Source organism: Alcanivorax nanhaiticus (assembly GCF_000756665.1).
GTDB classification, from domain to species: Bacteria; Pseudomonadota; Gammaproteobacteria; order Pseudomonadales; family Alcanivoracaceae; genus Alcanivorax; species Alcanivorax nanhaiticus.
In genome coordinates, this window is record NZ_ARXV01000003.1 from 1 (window position 1) to 21,220 (window position 21,220).

General features: G+C 55.8%; 21 protein-coding genes and 1 pseudogene. 17 read left to right on the forward strand and 5 right to left on the reverse strand.

Annotation, left to right across the window (positions count from 1 at the left end; all coding sequences use genetic code 11):
• Positions 1-894, forward strand: a pseudogene (locus Y5S_RS19825) (hypothetical protein); the annotation flags it as partial.
• 393 nt (positions 895-1,287) lie between these two features.
• Here Y5S_RS19825 and Y5S_RS04070 read toward each other — a convergent pair.
• Together Y5S_RS04070 and cobB are read right to left on the reverse strand one after the other, a co-directional pair.
• The gene (locus Y5S_RS04070) at positions 1,288-2,361 is read right to left on the reverse strand and encodes a 3-deoxy-7-phosphoheptulonate synthase (RefSeq protein WP_035230729.1); all 1,074 of its coding nucleotides are present in this window, start codon (positions 2,359-2,361) and stop codon (positions 1,288-1,290) included.
• 371 nt (positions 2,362-2,732) lie between these two features.
• The gene (gene cobB, locus Y5S_RS04075) at positions 2,733-3,443 is read right to left on the reverse strand and encodes a Sir2 family NAD+-dependent deacetylase (RefSeq protein ID WP_035230730.1); all 711 of its coding nucleotides are present in this window, start codon (positions 3,441-3,443) and stop codon (positions 2,733-2,735) included.
• Between the two features lie 24 nt (positions 3,444-3,467).
• Between cobB and Y5S_RS04080 the strand changes: the two genes are divergently transcribed.
• The 7 genes from Y5S_RS04080 (at position 3,468) to Y5S_RS04110 (ending at position 8,414) form a co-directional block, all read left to right on the forward strand.
• Entirely contained in the window at positions 3,468-3,842 is a 375-nt protein-coding gene (locus Y5S_RS04080; RefSeq protein WP_035230732.1) for a hypothetical protein, read from the forward strand.
• Between the two features lie 33 nt (positions 3,843-3,875).
• Entirely contained in the window at positions 3,876-5,411 is a 1,536-nt protein-coding gene (locus Y5S_RS04085) for a bifunctional GNAT family N-acetyltransferase/carbon-nitrogen hydrolase family protein (protein ID WP_035230734.1), read from the forward strand.
• 6 nt (positions 5,412-5,417) lie between these two features.
• Positions 5,418-6,017 carry a class I SAM-dependent methyltransferase gene (locus tag Y5S_RS04090; RefSeq protein WP_035230736.1) on the forward strand — a complete coding sequence of 200 codons (600 nt, stop codon included), beginning with the start codon at positions 5,418-5,420 and terminating at the stop codon, positions 6,015-6,017.
• 146 nt (positions 6,018-6,163) lie between these two features.
• The gene (locus Y5S_RS04095; RefSeq protein ID WP_035230739.1) at positions 6,164-6,556 is read left to right on the forward strand and encodes an MAPEG family protein; all 393 of its coding nucleotides are present in this window, start codon (positions 6,164-6,166) and stop codon (positions 6,554-6,556) included.
• A 30-nt stretch (positions 6,557-6,586) separates the two neighbouring features.
• Complete coding sequence (locus tag Y5S_RS19395) at positions 6,587-7,198, forward strand: hypothetical protein (RefSeq protein ID WP_081939660.1); 612 nt, start codon at positions 6,587-6,589, stop codon at positions 7,196-7,198.
• Positions 7,199-7,226: 28 nt separating this feature from the next.
• Complete coding sequence (locus Y5S_RS04105) at positions 7,227-7,847, forward strand: DUF1287 domain-containing protein (RefSeq protein ID WP_081939661.1); 621 nt, start codon at positions 7,227-7,229, stop codon at positions 7,845-7,847.
• Between the two features lie 147 nt (positions 7,848-7,994).
• The gene (locus tag Y5S_RS04110; RefSeq protein ID WP_035230742.1) at positions 7,995-8,414 is read left to right on the forward strand and encodes a GFA family protein; all 420 of its coding nucleotides are present in this window, start codon (positions 7,995-7,997) and stop codon (positions 8,412-8,414) included.
• Positions 8,415-8,463: 49 nt separating this feature from the next.
• Here the strand turns inward: Y5S_RS04110 and Y5S_RS04115 are convergent, their stop codons facing one another.
• Positions 8,464-8,694 (reverse strand): hypothetical protein, encoded by a 231-nt coding sequence (locus Y5S_RS04115; protein ID WP_035230744.1) that lies wholly within the window; start codon positions 8,692-8,694, stop codon positions 8,464-8,466.
• A gap of 226 nt (positions 8,695-8,920) precedes the next feature.
• Here Y5S_RS04115 and Y5S_RS04120 point away from each other — a divergent pair, with 226 nt between their 5' ends.
• The 6 genes from Y5S_RS04120 (at position 8,921) to Y5S_RS04145 (ending at position 14,887) form a co-directional block, all read left to right on the forward strand.
• Positions 8,921-9,772, forward strand: a complete 852-nt coding sequence (locus Y5S_RS04120) for a metal-dependent hydrolase (RefSeq protein WP_035230746.1) — start codon at positions 8,921-8,923, stop codon at positions 9,770-9,772.
• 14 nt (positions 9,773-9,786) lie between these two features.
• A complete protein-coding gene (locus Y5S_RS04125; protein ID WP_035230747.1) occupies positions 9,787-11,307 on the forward strand; it encodes a flavin-containing monooxygenase in 1,521 nt (506 codons plus the stop codon).
• A 410-nt stretch (positions 11,308-11,717) separates the two neighbouring features.
• Positions 11,718-13,184 carry a metallophosphoesterase family protein gene (locus Y5S_RS04130; protein ID WP_035230749.1) on the forward strand — a complete coding sequence of 489 codons (1,467 nt, stop codon included), beginning with the start codon at positions 11,718-11,720 and terminating at the stop codon, positions 13,182-13,184.
• A 59-nt stretch (positions 13,185-13,243) separates the two neighbouring features.
• The gene (locus Y5S_RS04135) at positions 13,244-13,627 is read left to right on the forward strand and encodes a DUF4345 family protein (protein ID WP_035230752.1); all 384 of its coding nucleotides are present in this window, start codon (positions 13,244-13,246) and stop codon (positions 13,625-13,627) included.
• A gap of 67 nt (positions 13,628-13,694) precedes the next feature.
• Complete coding sequence (locus tag Y5S_RS04140) at positions 13,695-14,168, forward strand: hypothetical protein (RefSeq protein WP_035230753.1); 474 nt, start codon at positions 13,695-13,697, stop codon at positions 14,166-14,168.
• Positions 14,165-14,887 (forward strand): pseudouridine synthase, encoded by a 723-nt coding sequence (locus Y5S_RS04145; RefSeq protein ID WP_035230755.1) that lies wholly within the window; start codon positions 14,165-14,167, stop codon positions 14,885-14,887. The genes Y5S_RS04140 and Y5S_RS04145 overlap by 4 nt, the downstream gene beginning before the upstream one ends.
• Here Y5S_RS04145 and Y5S_RS04150 read toward each other — a convergent pair.
• Together Y5S_RS04150 and Y5S_RS04155 are read right to left on the reverse strand one after the other, a co-directional pair.
• Positions 14,872-15,756, reverse strand: coding sequence for an oxygenase MpaB family protein (locus Y5S_RS04150; protein ID WP_081939662.1), 885 nt, complete (start codon positions 15,754-15,756; stop codon positions 14,872-14,874). The two genes, Y5S_RS04145 and Y5S_RS04150, sit on opposite strands and share 16 nt — an antisense overlap.
• Positions 15,757-16,144: 388 nt before the next feature.
• The gene (locus tag Y5S_RS04155) at positions 16,145-17,800 is read right to left on the reverse strand and encodes an electron transfer flavoprotein-ubiquinone oxidoreductase (RefSeq protein ID WP_035230758.1); all 1,656 of its coding nucleotides are present in this window, start codon (positions 17,798-17,800) and stop codon (positions 16,145-16,147) included.
• Between the two features lie 516 nt (positions 17,801-18,316).
• On the opposite strand from Y5S_RS04155, the gene Y5S_RS04165 reads away from it, so the two are divergent.
• From Y5S_RS04165 to Y5S_RS04175, 3 genes are all read left to right on the forward strand, one after another.
• The gene (locus Y5S_RS04165) at positions 18,317-19,066 is read left to right on the forward strand and encodes an electron transfer flavoprotein subunit beta/FixA family protein (protein ID WP_035230762.1); all 750 of its coding nucleotides are present in this window, start codon (positions 18,317-18,319) and stop codon (positions 19,064-19,066) included.
• Positions 19,066-19,995 (forward strand): electron transfer flavoprotein subunit alpha/FixB family protein, encoded by a 930-nt coding sequence (locus Y5S_RS04170; RefSeq protein WP_035230764.1) that lies wholly within the window; start codon positions 19,066-19,068, stop codon positions 19,993-19,995. The genes Y5S_RS04165 and Y5S_RS04170 overlap by 1 nt, the downstream gene beginning before the upstream one ends.
• Before the next feature lie 376 nt (positions 19,996-20,371).
• Entirely contained in the window at positions 20,372-21,148 is a 777-nt protein-coding gene (locus Y5S_RS04175; protein ID WP_035230766.1) for an SDR family NAD(P)-dependent oxidoreductase, read from the forward strand.
• Positions 21,149-21,220: the final 72 nt, after the last annotated feature.

A 21,220-nucleotide genomic window follows, 5' to 3' on the forward strand; every position in this document is an offset into this window, starting at 1 on the left:
TTCTGCCCTGAAACTGCTCAAGCAGATCTTGGCCCGACCACACCGATCGACTGTCTGACCGAGGCCGGCGGTAACTTTGGTGACGTGCAGGACCTGCTGCTGGGTTCCAACCCGCTGACCGAGCAACTGTGTCCGGAAGCGGCAGCCAACAGCCCGATTGATCCTGCCGCCTGCTTTATGGAAGCGGCTGGTGGTTTCGCTCCGGGTGGCGGTGGTCTGCCGGGGGCTGATGGCAACCCGCTGGAGCCGGTACTGGCACAGTTCTGCCCGGTAACTTCTGGTGCAGATCTTGGCCCTACCACGCCTATTGACTGTCTGACTGAAGCGGGCGAGAACTTTGGCAATGTGGAGGAGCTGCTTCTGGGGCCCAATCCGCTGACAGAGACCTTGTGCCCGGAAGCGGCAGCCAACAGCCCGATTGATCCGGCTGCCTGCTTCATGGAAGCCGCAGGCGGTTTCGGTGAGCTGCCTGGTGGTGATGAAAATCCGCTCGCCCCGGTTCTCGAGCAATTTTGCCCGGAAGTGGCCAATGGCGAAATTGGTCCGACCACTCCACTTGATTGTCTGACGGAAGCCGGCGCAGGTCTTGCCGCTCTCGAAGAACTGCTGGGCCCGCTGAGCGAGCCGAACCCGCTCACCGAGCAGGTTTGCCCAAATACCTCGGCTACCGGTAGCGTGGATCCAACCGCCTGTTTCATCGAGTCGCTGGATGCGGTGGAGTTCCTGGATATCCCGCTGTCTGAGGAGTGTTCTCTGCTGAGCGGTACCAACGATGAGGGCGACTTGTCCCTTACCCTGGGGCTGGGTTGCCTGCTGGAGGAAGCGAGCGGCGTGGATGCGGAAGACAACCCGCTGACCGACCTGTTCGATACTCTACTGGGTGGTCTGTTGTAACACTGCTGCCTAGCCAGAATGAAAAGCCCGGCTTTATGCCGGGCTTTTTTGTGCCGTTTTAAGGACACTGCCGTCTCCCTCTGTGGGAGCGGTCGTTCGACCGCGAAAGACCGATGCCGGAGCATCGCGACGGAACCGTCGCTCCCACAGTGGGCATTCCCAATCCGAAAGCTTTTGCCGTCTCCCCCTTGTGGGAGCGGGCGTTCGACCGCGAAAAGACCGATGCCGAGGCATCGCGGTGGAACCACCGCTCCCACAGTTGGAGCTTGTCCCCATGGCCTTTACGCAGGACTCTGCGTCCTGTTTTTTTCCTCAACCATTCCCGCTAAACCGCGATGAACCACAAAAAAGCCCGGCGCAAAGGCCGGGCTTTTTCAAGGCGCCGCGGGCGTTTTAGCTATTACGCTTGGGCAGCACGTCACGCAGCTTGTCTGCCATGTCGCGGATGGCTTTTTCGGTGGTGTCCCACGCGATACAGCCATCAGTGATGGACACGCCGTATTCCAGATCATCCAGATTAGCCGGGATCTTCTGGTTACCGAATTTCAGGTGAGATTCCACCATCAAGCCGACAATGGACTGGTTGCCTTCCAGAATCTGGTTGGCGATGTTTTCCATCACCAGCGGCTGCAGACCCGGATCCTTGTTGGAGTTGGCGTGGGAGCAGTCCACCATGATGTTGGTAGAAACACCGGCTTTCTCCAGTGCTTTCTCGGCCAGCGCCACAGAGACGGAATCATAATTCGGCTTGCCGCCACCGCCACGCAGCACCACGTGCCCGTACTGGTTGCCCTTGGTGGTTGTCAGGGCCACGCGGCCTTCCGGGTCGATACCCAGGAAGCGGTGTGGGGACTGTACGCTCAGCATGGCATTCACAGCCACATCCAGGCTGCCGTCGGTGCCATTCTTGAAGCCCACCGGGCTGGACAGACCGGAAGACATCTCACGGTGGGTCTGGCTCTCAGTGGTACGGGCGCCAATGGCATTCCAGGAAATCAGGTCCTGCAGGTACTGGGGGGTGGTGGGGTCCAGCGCCTCGGTAGCCGCCGGCAGGCCCAGCTCGGCCACGTCCAGCAGCAGCTGACGGGCAATGTGCAGACCATCCTGTACCTTGAAGGAGTCATTCATGTAGGGGTCGTTGATCAGCCCCTTCCAGCCGGTGGTGGTACGCGGCTTTTCGAAATAGACACGCAGCACCAGGTAGATGGTGTCTTTCACTTCCTCGGCCAGCGTTTTCAGCTTCTGGGCGTATTCCATGGCAGCCTTGGTGTCATGGATGGAGCAGGGGCCAATCACCACGAACAGGCGGTGGTCCTTGCGGTCGAGGATGTTGCGAATGGTCTCGCGCCCTTCAATCACAGTCTGACGGGCATTGGCGGAGAGCGGCAGCTCTTCTTTCAATGCATTCGGCGTGATCAGCAGTTCCTGGGAAGCGATATTGAGATCGTCTACCTGTTTATCGGTCATGATGGTCTTAACTACCTGTCGTTGCGGGAGCCCCCGACCCGTTCTGTGGCGGGCTGCAAAAGCGGGCACTCCTTATATATAGAGGTTCAGGAGTCTAGCGGAAACGGGCGGGTATAGAAATACGGGCGGAGCTGTTGCCGGGATAGCTGAGGATTATGGGTGGAGTTGCAAGTTTCAAGTTGCAAGTTACAAGGCGCGGGCTGTGCCGTCGCAGGCGTCCCAGGCACTGCCCGCGCGTTATCCTTGGTTCGCTCGTCAACACGCGGAAATAGGGTATGGATAAAATTACCCGGCGATTAAGCGCGGGCATGGCCTCGGAAGCTCACACCTGGTCTCACCGCGCCTTGTAACTTGAAACTTGCAACTTGCCCCTACAAAAGCCCAATCAGCTCCTCTACATAGTCAGGCACCAGCTCCGTTGCCAGGCCATGGCGGTGCTCCGCGAAGGCGGTGAGGCGCTGTGATGGCTCCAGGTTCAGCTCAATCGTGTGTGCCCCGTGGCGATTGGCTTCTTCCACAAAGCCTGCCGCCGGGTAAACGTTGCCACTGGTACCAATGCTGATGAATCGGTCGCAATGGGCCAGTGCCCGGTAGATGGTCTCCATCTGCAGGGGCATTTCTCCGAACCACACCACATGGGGGCGCAGGCAGCCCTGCTTGCCGCACAGTGGGCAGGGCAGCGTCGGGGTCAGATCGTGGTCAATCTGCACCAGGCCGCCGCTGGTCTGGCAGCGACCCTTCAGGATCTCACCGTGCATGTGAATCAGCTGCCGGCTGCCAGCCCGTTCGTGCAGATCATCAATGTTCTGCGTCACCACCAGCACATTGCCTTTGGGGTAGGCGGCTTCCAGTTTTGCCAGCGCCTGATGCGCCGCATTGGGCTGGATGGCCGGTGTCTGCAGCTGGTCGCGGCGCTGGTTGTAGAAATTCTGCACCAGCAGGGGGTTGCGGAAAAAGGCTTCCGGGGTAGCCACATCTTCCACACGGTGGTTTTCCCACAGCCCGTCGGAGGCGCGGAAGGTCTTGATGCCGGATTCCGCCGAGATTCCCGCGCCGGTAAGTATTACAATGTTTTCAGCCATTTATTTGTTCTCGAGCTCGTCTTCATGGATACCATTATTGATCGCCAGGAAAATCTGACACTCAACGGCCGTGGCACTGTCACCCTGCTGCATTTTCATCAGGGTATGGTGTTGCTGGTAGGGGAAGACGCGGTTGGTCTCTACCGTGACCGCATTGCCATCGACGACCCCTTGGCCAATGGTGTCATTGGCTACGAAAGCATTCCACCTTCACTGCAACCGCAATGGAATGAAAATTGCGGTTATGTGCGCGAGCACCAGTCCGGTTACGTGGGCTTGAATGAAGGAGGAGTACTATTTATTCGTCCGGATGGCGTTGCCCTCTATCCGAGCGGATCTGATGCATTGCAGAATCGGGCCATGAGCTGGCTGATTCCGTTTCCACCGCTGAATGCGTGAAGCAGGACCACTGAACGCAACTAGGGAGCTGTTATGGCAGAAGAAACAACCCGCCTTCGTCTTCGCACGCTGACGGATGATGACTACCCCGCGCTGGCCAAACTGATGGATCAGGTTTACCACGACATCGGCGGGGCCTGGCCGGAAGACACCATTCGCACCCTGATCCGCATTTTTCCCGAAGGGCAGCTCGTCATTGAAGACAACGGCGAACTGGTGGCCACAGCGCTGACTATCAAGGTGAAGTACGACCGCTTCTCCAATCCCCATCGTTATGAAGACCTGATCACCGATGACAAGGTGCGCTCCCATAACAAGAAGGGCGACGCACTGTATGGGCTCGATGTGTTCGTGGACAAGGAGTACCGCGGCTACCGTCTCGGTCGGCGCCTTTACGAAGCGCGCAAGGAACTGTGTCGGGAAGAAAATCTGCGAGCCATCCTTGCTGGCGGCCGGTTACCTGGCTACACCAATTATGCGGATCAGATGGAGGTCACCGAATACATCGAGCAGGTGGAAGCCCGGGCCATCTATGACCCCATCCTGTCGTTTCAGCTATCAAACGGCTTCGATGTAAAGCGTTTGATGAAAGCCTATCTCCCGGAAGATGAAGACTCCCACGGCTATGCAACCCTGCTCGAATGGGACAACATTCTTTACGAACCGGAAGATGAAGATACCGAATGGCCGCGCCGTACGGTGGTGCGAGTTGGGGTGGTACAGCGTCGAATGCGTGAGGCGCGGGATGTGCAGGACTTGCTCAACCAGGTGGAGTTCTTTATCGACGCGCTATCCGATTATCGTGCCGATTTTGCCGTACTACCGGAATTCTTCAGCGCGCCACTGATGGGCTTGCGCCCGGAACTGAATTCGGTGGAAGCAGTGCGCTTCCTGGCCAGTTTCACCAATGAAGTGCGCGATGCACTGGCCGACATGGCGGTAAGTTACAACATCAATATCGTTGGTGGCTCCATGCCAGTGATCGAGGATGATGACAAGGTCTATAACGTGGCTTACCTGATGCGTCGTGATGGCTCGGTGGAATCTCAATACAAGATCCACATTACCCCTCATGAGCGTCGTGACTGGGTTATTCAGGGTGGTAACAAGCTGCAGGTATTTGAAACTGATGCGGGACGCGTGGGCATCCTGATCTGCTATGACGTGGAGTTCCCTGAGCTGGGCCGCATTCTGGCAGAGGACAAGATGGACATCCTCTTCGTGCCATTCTGGACCGATACCAAAAATGGCTACCTGCGCGTGCGCCATTGCGCTCAGGCCCGTGCCATCGAAAACGAATGCTATGTGGCGATTGCCGGTTCCGTAGGCAACCTGCCCAGGGTGGATGCGGTGGACATTCAGTACGCCCAGTCGTCGGTGTTTTCACCCAGTGATTTCTACTTCCCCCACGATGCCATCATCAGTGAGTCGGTGCCCAATACTGAAATGCTGATGTTTGCGGATGTGGACCTGGAAAAACTCAAGTTGCTGCATCGGGAAGGGTCGGTGACCAACCTGAGGGATCGACGCGAGGATTTGTACAACCTTGCCTGGAAGAAGCAGGACTGAGTCACAGTGAAACCGATCGAAACCGGCAGGAAATACGACACGATTACCCGCCTGTGGGAAAGCGACAAGTTCAATCGTCAAAATGGTATTGAACAGCACCGCCGAGCGATGCAATTTGTTAGCCACAAAGGTAGGGCGCTGGATGTGGGCTGCGGTTGTACCGGTCGCTTTATCGATCTCATGAAGGAAGAAGGTTTTCAGCCGGAAGGGCTGGATATCTCTGAAAAGATGTTGCAGCTGGCCCGGCAGCGCCATCCAGAGGTGGCTTTTCATCATGAAGATATTTGCCAGTGGCAGCGCCCCAACGAGTATACGTTTATTTCGGCCTGGGACAGCATCTGGCATGTGCCGCTTGCCGAACAGAAAAATGTCATCACCCGGTTGGTGACCAGCCTTGCCAAAGGTGGAGTGCTGATCTTTTCGTTCGGGGGTACAGATGAACCAGGGGATCATCGGGATGCCTTTATGGGGCCGGAGATGTATTACTCCTCACTGGGAACAAAGGGGTTTGTGCAGCTGTTGGGTGAACTTGGATGCGCCCTGAAGCATTTGGAGTTTGATCAGTATCCAGAACTGCATGCTTATTTGATTGCCGAGAAGTTGTAGCGAAAGGTATCGGCTTTGCTCTTCCTGAGGTGTTCCTGCAATCCAGGTATCGGATTGTAGGAATTCCTCTTGATAAACAAACCGCGCACAGCGCGTTAACGCCGATCCAGTTACGATGTTTGCTGTGCTCATTAAAGGACCGCTCCATGCAAACTATCCTCTATGTCCTCTTCGCCATTTCCTTCCTGCCCATCCTCCTCGCCTGGGCGGGCGTGTATTTCCGCATCAAGCAATTCAAGCGCTTTGACAACCATCATCCTCGCCAGCAGCAGGCGGCTCTGGAAGGCGCGGGTGCGAGAACGCAGGCCGCGCAAGCCAATGCCTGGGAAGCGCTGATTGTCTTTACCATGGTGTGTTTTATCGCCTATGCCTCAGGGCTGGATCTGAACCGGCTTGATGGTGTGGCGTTCTTGTATCTGGTCGCGCGGGTCCTGCATCCGATTCTCTATATCGCCAATCTGGCCTGGTGGCGCTCTGCTGTGTATGCGGTGGGAATGGGTTGCTGCCTGTACATTGTCTTTCTTGCCGCCAGCCAGTAACGAAAGGGTGGAAGGGAGAAGGAGAGAAGTATGGGGCTGAGCATCAAGCGGGTGGTGCCGCTGGAACAGTTCAAACTGATTATCGAATTCGATGATGGCAGCCTGCGTCAGTTTCCTGGTACCCGTGTAGCAGAGACACCGCTGTGGTTTCTGGCTTTTCCCACCAAACTCAGTGCCTGCGATGTGACGCCGTCCGGTTTGCAGTGGCAACCCGTCGACAAGACCCTGATGTGGGATGACCAGAATGTCTGGGCGCAGGAAGCGTCGCTGGATATTCCGGCCCTGCTGGAGTGGTCGGCTTGTGTCAGTGCGGAAGAGCTGTCCCACGGGCTGCTGACCGTGGCCATGACTAACCAGGCACCCACCGAGCAGGATAGCCGTCACCACGTTTATTCTGTGGGGATAAAACCGTTTTGTGATGGTGCCTGGGTAGTGCTGGGAGAGAGTATTGGTGGCGGATTTGCAGAGCGGGGCGGTTCCGTTGCCCTGGCGGTGGAGAATCTGGACAGCTTCAGCGACTGGCGGCGGCACTGTGTCTTGGCGGGTTGCGATTGGATGGTGCCGCTACTGGAAGCGGATGCCACGGATGCGCAACGCAAGGCTCGCATTCTGGAATGCTATCGGGAATCGCTCGCTGCATAACGGGAACCAACATGAGAGAGACGGATACATGATCAAGGAATGGGGCCGGCTGTGTTTCGGCATGATCGTGTTGCTGTTGGCCAGCCCTGGCAGCTGGGCCGAGGGCTTCGATAGCAAGCTGGTGGCTGCCGCCATGGAGCGTACCCGGCATAATGTGACTTACAACGGAGCCTATTACCGGCTGGCGTATCCGAACGGTGATGTGCCTGCGAATATTGGCGTCTGTACTGACGTGGTGATTCGTTCCTATCGGACATTGGGTATTGATCTGCAAGTGCTGGTGCACGAGGACATGGCCGCCCACTTTGATGCGTATCCTTCCCGACGCATCTGGGGCCTGACCCGCACCGACCGTAATATCGACCACCGTCGGGTGCCCAACCTGCAGACCTTCTTCACTCGTCACGGAATGTCGCTGCCGGTTACTGACGATCCCGAAGACTATCTGCCCGGTGATCTGGTCACCTGGATGCTGCCTGGCAATTTGCCACATATCGGCATCGTGACGGACACCGTATTTGCCGGAAGCGGTAATCCTGGCATCGTCCATAACATTGGTGCCGGGCCGCAGCATGAGGACATGTTGTTCGATTATCGGCTGACCGGGCACTATCGGTACGCTCCAGCGCCTGACGCCGCAATGCAATGAAGGGGCGAGTTGCCTCAGCTCAGACTGAGAGCGTTGCCCTGATTCGATCGCGGTCCCCCTCACGCTGAACAATGTGATCTGCCGACACGTCAGCGCAGCCTGGGGCAGGCTATCCTCATTGTTCTATTGCCATGGAGGTGCATCATCATGAGTCAACGTTCAATCGTGAGCGGCCGTTGCCTGTGCGGTCATGTCAGCCTGACGGCCAAACCCCAAAGTGCACATGTTGGCGCTTGCCATTGTGACATGTGCAGAAAGTGGGGTGGCGGCCCTTTGATGGTGGTGGACTGTGGCGAAGTGAGTATCCAAGGCGATGACAGTGTGGGGGTTTACCCCTCATCGGACTGGGCGGAGCGGGGCTTTTGCAAGCAGTGTGGTACACACCTGTTTTACCGCCTGAAAGAGGGAGGGTTCTATGCGATACCGGTGGGCATGCTGGACGGTGAAGACGATTGGCAGTTTGCTGAACAGGTTTTTATCGACAGCAAGCCAGGCTATTACTCGTTCGCTGAAAAAACCCGCAATCTTACCGGCGAAGAGCTTTTTGCCCAGTTTGGGGCGGAGTAGAACGCCGGCAGTTTTGCCTTGAGCCAATGTGGAAGCGACGATCAGATCTCTACTGGATCTGATCGAGTGCTTCCTGGCTTTTGCTATTCTGCTGCTCTGCCAGGCTATTCACCTGTGCCTCGAACGTTTTCAACTGTTGCGCATTCTGTGGGGCCTGGATGGTGGTGGTATCGCCGCTTTGATCAACGGTAGTCACTGCCGCCGGGGACGTGCTTTGCAGTTGGGTCATGACCAGCCAGCCTACTGCCAGCAGGGCGATCAGTAATCCAATCAAACGCATCTTGTTGTTTTCCTCTGCATTGAGATGTGAGATGACGATGTCAGGCTGCCGTTATCCGGTCAATGACCAAGCGTTTAGCGGTTGGTTTATCAGGGTATTTGAGCAAGCTGCTTGCACCAGATTGATCTGGATCAACAAACCGTTACATTGCCGAATGTAACTATTGATGGTGTCACTAATGCCGCTCTAGGATCGGGTCATACCGATTTTGCGAAGGGGCATGATAATGACAATTCAGGTTGATCCCATCCGCCGAAACCTCAAGTTCGGCCTACCCAAAGACAAGGCCATCAGCTGGAACCCGGCAGGGCTGCACGTTACCCAATTCTTCAACACCCTCTCTATTTTCTTCCCGGCGGGGGAGCGGTTCTTCATTCAAAGCGTGCGTAATTATCGCAAGGAGATTGTGGGCGACGATCTCAAGGAACAGATCTCCGCTTTTATCGGGCAGGAGGGTTTCCACACCCGCGAGCACGAGGAATATAACGATGCGCTGGTGGCGGCGGGTATGCCGATTGAAGCCATGGATAGCCTGGTGGTGAAGCTGCTGGAGCTGGTCAAGAAAGCGCCCAGATCCTTTCAGTTGGCGGCCACGGTAGCGCTGGAACACCTCACCGCCGTGCTGGGCGATGTGTTACTCCGCAATGACGGGTTGCTGGAGGATGTAGACCCGCATTTCTCCGCCGTTTGGCGCTGGCATGCCATCGAAGAAACCGAGCACAAAGCGGTCTGTTTTGATGCCTATGAGCAGGTGATGGGTAAAGGCATTCAGGCCTATGGGCTGCGGGTTGGTGCTTTTGTGTTGGCCAACCTGCTTTTCTGGAGCCTCTATGTGCCTTTCTACACCGTCATGGTGGCAAAAGGCGGTGGCCTGCTGAACCTGAAAGGGTGGGGCAAGGTGCTGAATCTGACCCTGGGCCGGCCCGGTGTGTTGCGCAGAGCGCTACCCGACTGGCTGGATTTCTTCCGTCCCGGCTTTCATCCATGGATGCATGATAACCGGCATTTCCTGGCTATGGCCGATGCCTTGGTTGAGGAAGTCGCCAATTTTGATGTGAATCAGGCCAAGGCGGCTTGAGCAAGGGGTAACTCATGAACAGCAAAGTGAAAATCAGCACCAAAACGATCAATAAGGAAACGGCCATTGTCGGGGCAGGCTTTGGTGGTCTGTGTATGGCGATCAAGATGCTGGAAGCCGGCAACGAGGACTTTGTGATTCTCGAAAAAGCGAAAGAAGTGGGTGGAGCCTGGTACTTTAATGGTTATCCCGGTGCGGCCTGCGACGTACAGTCGCATCTCTACTCGTTTTCCTTCAATGGCAAGGCGGACTGGAGCAAACGCTATGCCCCCCGTGACGAGATTGAAAACTATATTCTCGATACGGTAGAGAAATATAACCTGCGTCGATTCATCCGTTTTGAGGAAGAAGTGAATGAAGCCCATTTCGACGCAGATACAGGCAAATGGACCGTGCGCACCGGCGCGGGCAGCACGGTGGTATGCCGACACTTTGTGCTGGCGTCAGGCCCATTGCATGTGCCGAACAAACCCGACATCAAGGGCTTGAAGCGATTCAAGGGCAAGGTCATGCATTCCGCTGAATGGGATCATGGCTATGATCTGGTGGGCAAGAAAGTCATCTCCATCGGGACAGGCGGCAGCGCCATTCAGTATTGTCCTGAGATTGCGCCGAAAGTGAAAAAACTGTCGGTGTTCCAGCGCTCAGCCGCCTGGGTGATTCCTCGTGATGAACGGGGTTATCCGGCGATACAGCAGCGTCTGTTTGCACGGTTCCCCGGTTGGCGAAAGCTGCATCGCGCACGTTTGTACTGGAGCAACGAATCCCGTGTGGCCCCGGCATCAAGCACCCGTGCCGCCCAGTTTCTTGGCACCCTGTGCAAACAGTTCATTCGCTTCCAGGTAAAAGACAAGGCGTTGGTAGAAAAACTCACTCCGGATTATGCCTTTGGCTGCAAGCGGGTACTGATTTCCAACAAGTGGTACCCCATGTTCAACCGCAAGAATGTGGAACTGGTGACCGCAGGGATTCGTGAAGTCAAAGCTAATAGTGTGATCACGGACGATGGTGTAGAGCACGAAGCCGACTGTATTATTCTGGGCACGGGATTCGTTGTTGATCCCCGCATCTACATGAAAGATTTCCCTCTGACCGGTCTACCGGGCAGGGACCTGCACAAGGATTGGGCGGACTCTTCCGAGGCCTACTACGGCATGACCGTGAGTGGGTATCCCAACCTGTACATGTTGGTGGGCCCCAACACCGGGCTGGGACATAACTCCATCGTTTTCATGATCGAGTGTCAGGTGAATTACATCATCCAGTGCATGAAACTGCTGAAGGCGGAAGGCGCGGATTACCTGGATGTGAAACCCGCAGCACAGCAGGCGTTCAATGACGATGTGCAGCGCCGCCTGCAGGGCACCACCTGGACCTCAGGCTGTACCAGCTGGTACCAGCAGGAAGACGGCAAGAACTTTGCGCTGTGGCCCGGTTCTACCTGGCGTTACTGGCTGAAGACCCGGCAGGTGCGCAGTACCGATTATGAATTCGTTCATGTAGAAGAAACCGAGAAAGAAGCGGTTACTGCCTGAGTGTTGTTGAGAAAATACAGTGGTACATATCAAGGGGCTTCGGCCCCTTTTTTATGTCGCTCTGCGGCCAATACTCTCCATCTTAGGAGCCTGGGCGAGGTATAGCTTCTTGAGAAGCGAGTAACGAGTAACGAGTCGCGAAAATCTTGAACCTACTGAAGAAGAGAAGTTTTGGCCTTTCGAAACTCGCCTCTTTTTGCATCGTCGAGGCTAGGATCGCCTGCAGGCAGGTTCCTACGGGGGGTAGTAGAAAGTTGGCAAAGCGCATGCCTTAAGGTTGTGTGCCCAGGCGGTGATATCTGTTTCCTTCAAACCTGCAAGCGGTTGCTTGTAGCTTGTTGGGGATCAGGGCAATCTTGTTCCCGGATAAAACATAAAAAATGAAGTTCGTTTCAGGGAAGAGGTGGGGAATGACATTGAGTTTGAATACCAGTAAGGGGATGTGGTCCCTGGCGGTGCTGCGGGTTTCACAAACCACGGCAAAGGTGTGGGTTGGGACACTGTTCCATACGTTGAGGAAACCGGAGCAGGCTTGTGTCGAGCTGATTCATCCGGACGGTACACGTATCCGCAAGGATATCGTTAGCAAGGATTGGCAGCGTCCCTTCCGTTACGTCTATCAGCGCTTTTACACCACTGTTGAGTTCGAGGATCTTGAGCCCGGTACTCACTACGAAGTGGAATTTATCCGCCGAACAGATTCTATCTACCGTGATATTGAGGAGTGGCAGGTGCTGCGGCATGGGCAATTTGATACGTTGCCTGCCAGCTTGCCCGTGGCGGGAGAGCGCCCCTTCACTGTGGCGCTCGGCAGCTGTTTTTATGCGCACCGTGACGGTGGGCAGGCGGCGGGTTCCTACCGTGCACTGTATGAGAGAGGGCCTCAATACGCCCGTCCCCATGTGACTTTCCTGACCGGGGACCAGGTGTATCTGGATATTGGTTTTGACTCCCTGTCTTTTGTACGCAGCGAAATTCGTGAGCGAGTGGCCGATGATTATGCCCAGCATTGGCAATTGCTGGGCAGTATTCTCAGTCGTGGTGCCACCTGGATGTTGCCGGATGATCATGAATACTGGAACGATTACCCCTTCTACGATTCCCTTATTCCCACCTTGTTGGCATTGAAGATTGATGATGTTCGCCAGACATGGACCAAGGCCTCCGAGGATGGGGTGCGCCGTATCCAGCAAAGCCCACGGGTTGAGACCTTCAGTATTGATGAGCTGTCATTCTGTATGGCGGATCTTCGTTCCTATCGGGACGATGAGCGCTTTCTCCCTGATGCTGATTTCAAAAAACTGACGAATTGGGCGCGGGGGTTAAAGGGTCCGGGAGTACTGGTGATTCCTCAGCCTTTGATCGTGGCACCCAATCCTCTGGAACGAAACCTGCTGAGTTATCGGGGGCAATATTCCCGGCTGCTTGAAGCGTTGGGGCACTCCGGCCATGACATTGTGGTGATGAGTGGGGATGTGCATTTCGGCCGGATCGCGACTACCTCGCTGGGACCCAATGGCGGCAAGCTGGTTGAAGTGATTGCCTCACCGTTGTCTAACCTGACCTTCCTGGATGGGGTTGCTACATCTACCCCTGAGTTGCAACCCGGCCCATTCCCGCATGCTTCAGTGCGTCCTTCTGGCTGGTCATCTGCGCCGGTGCAGTGTTCTGATGCGAGTGCAGTGAGTGTGCGCAATGGCTGGTTGCTGTCCGCCTACCCAAGAGACCGTACTACTGAACACTTCATGACGGCTGCCTTCCAGCGAAACACTGCGGGAGGCGTTAGCCTGAAAGTGGATGCCTGGCGAGTGCGTGACCGCGATGATGCGAACCTGCCCAAGCGCGACTTTGCGACCTTTGATGTTTCACTAACCTGATTCATAGTAGGAATGATGCGGCGGCAGTGTTGTCGCCAGTCTGGTTCAGGGAGAAGCCTATGCAAGCGTGGCTGGTTCGGATCGTGGCTCTGGTGTTTTTGGCATACGGAGTGGGGTTTGTCTTTGTCCCGGGGCTGTTGATGCAACAGGTCGTCGGCGAGATACCGGTGGCCTCATCTGCCTGGATTGATCTGAGGGCAACCTATGGCGGGCTGTCGTTGGGTGTCGGGTTGTTGCTGGCTGTGCTGTCTATGCGAACGGAAACGCTGCGCGCAGGGACGCTCGGGGTGGTGTTTCTGATGGCTGGAATGGCAGGGGGGCGGATCGTCGGCATGGTTCTGGACGGTTCGCCCAATGGCTACATGATGCTGTATTTGTTGCTGGAGATCGTAACGGCCGCGCTTGCTGTATGGACGTTGCGGGGCAGTCCGAAGCTGATATGAAACCTCGGACAGGGCGCGATATGTACCTGAATGGGCCTTGGCGATTCATCAATCACGGTTTCAAATAATGAATGAAATCTACGATGCGCCGCAAACCCTGACCGCTGGAAAGCAACCGGTCGAGAAACCCAATCTCGCCCGCGTCGGTGCCCTGTCGGCGCTTTATGTGGCGGCAGGTTACAGCCTGGTGTTTCTCGCGGTGATGCTGTTGGTCGGCAAACATGGCGTTTCAGATTGGCTGGTGTGGCTTGTCTTCTTGCTTGCCAGTGCTTTGGTGTCGGTTGTGGTGACGCTGGTGTGGGGTACCGTAGTGAATACCCTGCTGAGTCGTCTTGGTCATCGGTCACCGCTGGGGTTCTGTCTTTCCGTTTTGTTGCTGGCAGGATTGTTGATGCTTGGTAATTTCCTGCCGGGGTGGGACTGGCTGGAAGGCCTGGCTCTTACCGTTGTGCTCTATGGGCTTCCGATTGCCTGGATCGGCAGTAGCAGGCTGTTGCGCCAGGAAAGTCGCTATCGCCAATCTTCGTCTTCATCCTCATGACTACCCGTTACTTCCGTCTTGACCGCTTGCTGAGCGAAAAATTACAAACCAGCCGTTCCAGTTTGCGTGCGCCGTTGGCGGCAGGGTTGGTGCAGGTGAATGGGGAAGTGGAAAAAGATCGGCAGCGGGTGGTGGGGCCTTTTGATGTGGTGAGTTTCAAAGGGCAAAAGCTGCATGGCCAGACCCCGATTTATCTGATGCTGAACAAGCCCCAGGGGGTGGTAAGTGCAACCTCTGATGCGAGGCATACCACCGTCCTCGATCTGGTCTCTGAGGAATGGCGAGAGGGGCTACATTTGGCCGGCAGGCTGGATTTCAATAGTACCGGATTGGTGATCCTGACCAACGACGGTAGTTGGTCACAGAGCCTTAGTCAGCCTGAAACCGGGGTCTGGAAACACTATCGCGTTTCACTGGAAGCACCACTGGGTAGCGATGACGTGGAAGCCTTTGCGGCAGGGATGCGCTTTGAATTTGAAGGCCTGGTAACCCGGCCGGCCCGTCTGGATATTCGTAGTCCGAGGGCGGCTGACGTCTGGCTACAGGAAGGGCGCTATCACCAGATTCGACGCATGTTTGCGCAACGGGGCAACAAGGTGAAAACCTTGCACCGGCTGGCGGTGGGGAATGTGGTGCTGGATAAAACGTTAGCGCCCGGTGAATACCGGGCGCTGACAGAGCATGAAGTGCGAACCATTGCTGATCAGACCAGCGGCTGACCCTTGGCCAGGCGCCGGCGGAAGTCTCGCAGCGGTGTCGTGTATGCCAATTGGCGAATCGGACGGGGTATAACCTTCATCAGCTTGCCGAAGAAACGCACGGTTTTGTCGAATTTGCGCTGGCGCTCCTCATCCCAGTCAAGGCGCATCTTTTCACGTACCTCCGGAGGAAGAAAACCGGTGGTCACAAAGCGGTTGAACCGTCCAAACAGAAACTGGCTGACCGGGGTCAGGAATTTCAGATCGGCAATAATCATCAGAAACTCGTGAACGGTGTCATCGATGTGCAGTTTCTGAATGCCCTGTTGCCAGTATTCATCAAAAGCATCCAGGTCTTCAGGCCACATGTCCTGACGAACCTGTAGCGTGGTTCCCAGTGGGCGCGCCATTCTGTAGAAATCTTCCTGCTCTTTGCGGGTGAGTGGGCGGTGAACTTTCTGATAGGTATCGACAAACCCCCAGTACAGACAAGCCGCCACCCACATTTGCAGATCCGGATCGAAAGCATTGTATTCAACCGCTGAATCTTTGGTGGAATGCACATGCTTGTGAGAACCATTGACTGCACGACGGTACGCCAGTTTTTCTTCTGTGCTTCCCATCATGGCAACCGCTAAATAAGTAAAGGTAGTGCGTGTGCGTTTCAGTGGGCGATGCATGATGGAGCCGCTTGTGACTCGACTCTCGGCCACCCCATGGCCGACCGCCGGATTGGCCAGCTGCATGATGATATTGGCACCGGCGGATAAAAAAACGGTCAGGTCGAGAATGCCCGGGTATTTCTGATCCAGTTGCTTGGCGTTCAGTGGCTCGGGCCACTGATGCTCTAGCCGGGGTTTATTCTGGAGAGGAGAGGCTTGTGCGTTCATATTTTTATTCCTCGAAGGCCGATCAGATCGGTCATACGCTCGTTTGATTGGGATGCTATCGGGGACGGTTTCATCACACAATGATACAAATACAATCTTATGTATCTGCTTGGTGGGTGGGGGTTATTTCTCTGTGTTTTGTGATGTTTTTGCTGGTTTTTCCTGCGTTTTATGCGGTTTTTCGGCGAAGTTTAATGGGTAGACGCAGGTGATTTATTTGTATTTTTGTCGACAAATATACCAATCAGGGTGATTTATTGGCTCAAAGCGCCTGCCGGAAGGAGTCGGAGGCAAGGGGGAGAGGGCAGGCAACGATGGGGGTGTAACCGAACCACACAAAAAAGGCGCCCGAAGGCGCCTTTTTCAGTGACACGAAGGTCGTGGCGAATTACATGTTCGGGTAATTCGGGCCACCGGTACCTTCCGGAGCCACCCAGTTGATGTTCTGGGTGGGGTCTTTAATGTCACAGGTCTTGCAGTGTACGCAGTTCTGGGCGTTGATCTGGAAACGCTTGTCGCCAGTGTTCTCGTCCTCGACCACTTCGTACACGCCAGCCGGGCAATAACGCTGGGCCGGCTCGTCCCACTTGGGCAGGTTGACCTGCAGCGGTACGTTCGGGTCTTTCAGCGTCAGGTGACAGGGCTGATCTTCTTCGTGGTTGGTATTGGACAGGAATACGCTGTCCAGCTTGGCGAAGGTGATCTTGCCGTCCGGCTTCGGATAATCAATCTTCTTGCACTGGTCCGCCGGCTTCAGGGTGTCATGATCCGGGGTGGTGTCGTGCATGGTGATCGGCAGCTTGCCGTTGAACAGGTTGATGTCCACGAAGGCAAACGCAGAACCGATGAAGTTGCCGAACTTGTGCTGGGCAGGGCCGAAGTTGCGCTGTGCGTGCAGTTCTTCGTAGACCCAGCTCTTGTCGAAGGCTTCTTTATATTCGGTCAGCTCGTCGCTGCCACGGCCGCCTTTCAGGGCTTCCGCCAGAATTTCGGCAGCAATCATGCCGGACTTCATGGCAGTGTGGGTGCCCTTGATCTTGGCGAAGTTCAGGGTGCCGGCGTTACAGCCTACCAGCAGACCACCCGGGAAGGTCATCTTCGGCAGGGACTGCAGGCCGCCCTTGGCGATAGCACGGGCACCGTAGGAAACACGCTTGCCGCCTTCCAGGTGCTTTTTGATTTCCGGGTTGGTCTTCCAGCGCTGCATCTCATCGAACGGAGAGACGTGCGGGTTGGAGTAGGCCAGATCGGTGATCAGACCCAGGGCAACCTGGTTGTTCTCAATGTGGTACAGGAAAGCACCACCCGGGGAGCCGGACTCGCTTAGCGGCCAGCCAGCGGTGTGTACCACCAGGCCTTCCTGATGCTTGGCCGGGTCGATGTCCCACAGTTCCTTGATGCCGATACCGTAATGCTGCGGATCGGTACCTTCACGCAGGCTGTACTTTTCCATCAGCTCTTTGCCGAGCTGACCACGGCAGCCTTCAGAGAAGATGGTGTACTTGGCGTGCAGCTCCATGCCAGGCATGTAGCTGTCTTTCTTTTCGCCATCGTGGCCGATGCCGAAATCACCGGTAGCGATCCCTTTCACGGAACCGTCTTCGTTGTAGAGGATCTCGTTGGCAGCAAAGCCCGGGAAGATCTCGATGCCGAGGCCTTCGGCTTGCTCACCCAGCCAGCGGCACAGGTTACCCAGGGAAATGATGTAGTTCCCTTCGTTGTGCATGGTCTTGGGTACGAACAGGTTTGGAACCTTTTGTGCCTTTTCAGGGCCAGTAAGGTAGTAGATCTCGTCGCCGGTGACCTTGGTGTTCACAGGTGCGCCCATCTCTTCCCAGTTGGGGAACAGTTCGTTCAGGGCACGTGGTTCAAGAACAGCACCAGAGAGGATATGGGCGCCGACTTCGGAGCCTTTCTCTACCACAACAACACTGATTTCCTGACCGGTTTCCTGGGCGATCTGGCCCAGACGGCAAGCAGTTGCCAGACCGGAAGGACCGGCGCCGACGATGACTACGTCGACTTCCATAGATTCGCGTTCCACAGCCTTCTCCTCGCTATCGGATTGCGTTTCGGCCCGGAAGCCACTGAGAAAGCTATTCTGAAGGGATTAACGCCCTTCAACCCAGAAAAGCTTTCTCAGCAGCCGACCGTGGCCAGCCTTGGGGTGGCGCGGAGTATATAGAGATAGCAGTATCCGCACCACTGCCTGGGAGTCTCTGATTGACCCTGTTGCCCTGACGGAGTGTCAGGATGGGTACCTGTATAAGGAAGCAGCTGTTGCGCAGCGGCGCCCTGATCAGAGCCGTTTTCAAACAAGTGTTTGGATTATCTCTTGCTAGATGCTTGATTTTCAACAATATGGCCGACCGGGAAGTCACAAATAAACCCATTTCCACCTGACCTATTTGCAGCAAAATCATCTGCTTACAGATTTTCGGCCTATTGACCTGCTGTGGCCGAGCGTTCAAGATAGCGGCTCTTTCGCGGGGGTGGACCCGGCAACGGCGTCATGTCGCCTCCTTCTACAAGTCACCCAATGGAACATTCCGAGGATCCTATGAAGGTTCTTGTACCCATCAAGCGGGTCGTTGATTACAACGTCAAGGTTCGCGTGAAGGCTGACAACACTGGTGTTGATCTCGCCAATGTTAAAATGGCCATGAATCCCTTTTGTGAAATCGCTGTAGAAGAAGCGGTGCGCCTGAAAGAAAAGGGTGTGGTTACCGAAATCGTTGCCGTTTCCATCGGTCCCAAGACCGCTCAGGAACAGCTGCGTACTGCCATGGCTCTGGGCGCTGACCGCTCCATCCTGGTAGAAACTGACGAAGACGTTCAGCCGCTGGGCATTGCCAAGGCGCTGAAAGCTATCGTTGATGAAGAGAAGCCTGAGCTGGTTATTCTGGGCAAGCAGGCTATCGACGGCGATAACAACCAGACCGGCCAGATGCTGGCTGCTCTGACTGGCATGCCGCAAGGTACCTTCGCTTCCGAAGTGAATGTTGCTGATGGCAAAGTGAAAGTGACCCGTGAAATCGACGGTGGTCTGCAGACTGTTGAGCTGACCCTGCCGGCCGTGGTGACCACTGACCTGCGTCTGAACGAGCCGCGCTACGCGTCTCTGCCGAACATCATGAAAGCCAAGAAGAAGCCGCTGGACACCAAGACCGCTGCTGATCTGGGCGTTGACCTGACTCCGCGTGTGACCACCGTTAGCGTTGAAGCACCGGCTGAGCGTCAGGCTGGCATCATCGTTGGCTCCGTAGACGAGCTGGTTGAGAAACTGAAGAACGAAGCGAAGGTGATCTGATGAGTGTACTAGTTTACGCCGAACACGATAACGCCGCGCTCAACAAGGTCACCCTGAGCGTCGTTGCTGCTGCCAAGGCTATTGGTGGCGACATCACCGTACTGGTTGCCGGTAAAGGCTGTGGCGCTGTTGCTGAAGAAGCTGCCAAGATTGATGGCGTTTCCAAAGTACTGTGCGCAGACAACGATGCCTACGAGCATCAGCTGGCTGAGAACGTAGGTGATCTGGTTGCTGAAGTCGCTGCCGATTACACCCACGTTCTGGCTGCTGCCACCACTACTGGCAAGAACTTTGCTCCGCGCACTGCAGCTCTGCTGGACGTGGCTCAGGTTTCCGAGATCTCTGAAGTGATCGACGCGGATACCTTCAAGCGTCCGATCTACGCCGGTAACGCTATTGCTACCGTGAAGAGCTCCGATGCCAAGAAAGTGATCACCGTGCGTGGTACTTCTTTCGATGGCGTTGCCGCTGAAGGTGGCTCTGCTGCCGTTGAAGCTCTGGACGTTGCCAAGAACGCTGGCACTTCTTCCTTCGTTGGTGAAGAGCTGGCCAAGTCTGACCGTCCTGAGCTGACTTCTGCCGAGATCGTGATCTCCGGTGGTCGTGGCATGGGTAACGGCGAGAACTTCGAAATCCTGTACAAGCTGGCTGACAAGCTGGGCGCTGGCGTGGGTGCATCCCGTGCTGCCGTTGATGCAGGCTTCGTACCGAACGACATGCAGGTGGGTCAGACTGGCAAGATCGTTGCCCCGAACCTGTACGTTGCTGTGGGCATCTCCGGTGCCATCCAGCATTTGGCCGGCATGAAAGACTCCAAGGTCATCGTTGCAATCAACAAGGACGAAGAAGCCCCGATCTTCCAGGTGGCGGATTACGGTCTGGTTGCCGACCTGTTCGACGCAGTACCGGAGCTGGACGGCAAGCTGTAAAAACAGCGCGCTATCTGCCTCAACAAAAAACCCGGCCTTGTGCCGGGTTTTTTGTTTTTAGCTACGAGCTATGCTGATTGGATTAATTAAGAAAGGCAGAAAGGTTCCCCCATATGCCGGGATTTCTACGAAGCTGCTGTAGGAGTTCCACTTGAGGGACGAACCGTGCGAAGCACGGAATCGACCGCAGGGCGATCAGACTTTTCCGGGCTCGGCAGGTCGCAAAAGAATGGCCTCCCGTCGTGTTTGATTGTCGAAACTGGCTCCTCGCAACTCGAAATTTTTTCTCCTCGCCAGTGCCCGGATCGCGTGCAGACACGTTATTCGCTACGCTCACCGCTTCAGGGCCGCGTTCCCACAGAAAAATGGAGGATGCATGTTTTCAGGAAAAACCGCCCTTATTACCGGCGCCTCCAGTGGCATTGGCGAGGAAATGGCCCGTCAGTTGGCAGAGCAGGGCTGCCATCTGATTCTAGTCGCACGACGCACGGAGCGAATGCTGGCCTTGAAATCGGAATTGTCTGCCGTGACGGTGGATGTGATCACTGTGGATCTTGCTGAGCTGCAAGCCCCCGTCAGGATTTTCGATCAGGTAGCCGCTCTGGGAAGGCAGGTAGATATCTTGATCAATAATGCCGGCTTTGGTTTTCAGAAGCCGATGCTGGAAATGACGCCGGATGAACAACTGGGCATGGTGGATGTGAATGACCGTGCCCTGCTGGCGTTGACCCGTCTTTTCGCCGCACCCATGGCGGTGCGAGGCGAGGGCTGGATTCTCAACGTGAGTTCCGTTTCCGCCTGGTTTCCGATTCCCGGGATGGCCGTGTATGCGGCAAGCAAAGCCTTTGTGCAAACATTGGGCAGGGCGCTGCATGAGGAACTGAAACCTTCAGGCATTACGGTGACTACCTTGAGTCCCGGTGGCACCCGCACAGAGTTTTCCGCCAAGGCCCGCGGGCAGATGGATCCGACCCTTGAAAAAGCCATGATGCCGGTAGGCCCTGTGGCTCGCGCCGGACTGCAAGCTCTGGCCAAGGGAAAGCCCGTGGTCGTGCCAGGCGCGATATACCAGCTAATGACAGGCCTTACCCGGTTGTTGCCTGGAGCGTGGGTGGTAAAGCTTGCTGGTGCGGTGATGGGCAGGCACCGGTAAGCGTCACCGGTATCTATTCCGTGAGTTAAGAGCAGGGCTCGGCCAGGGAAGTCGCTGAGCAACTGCCTGCCT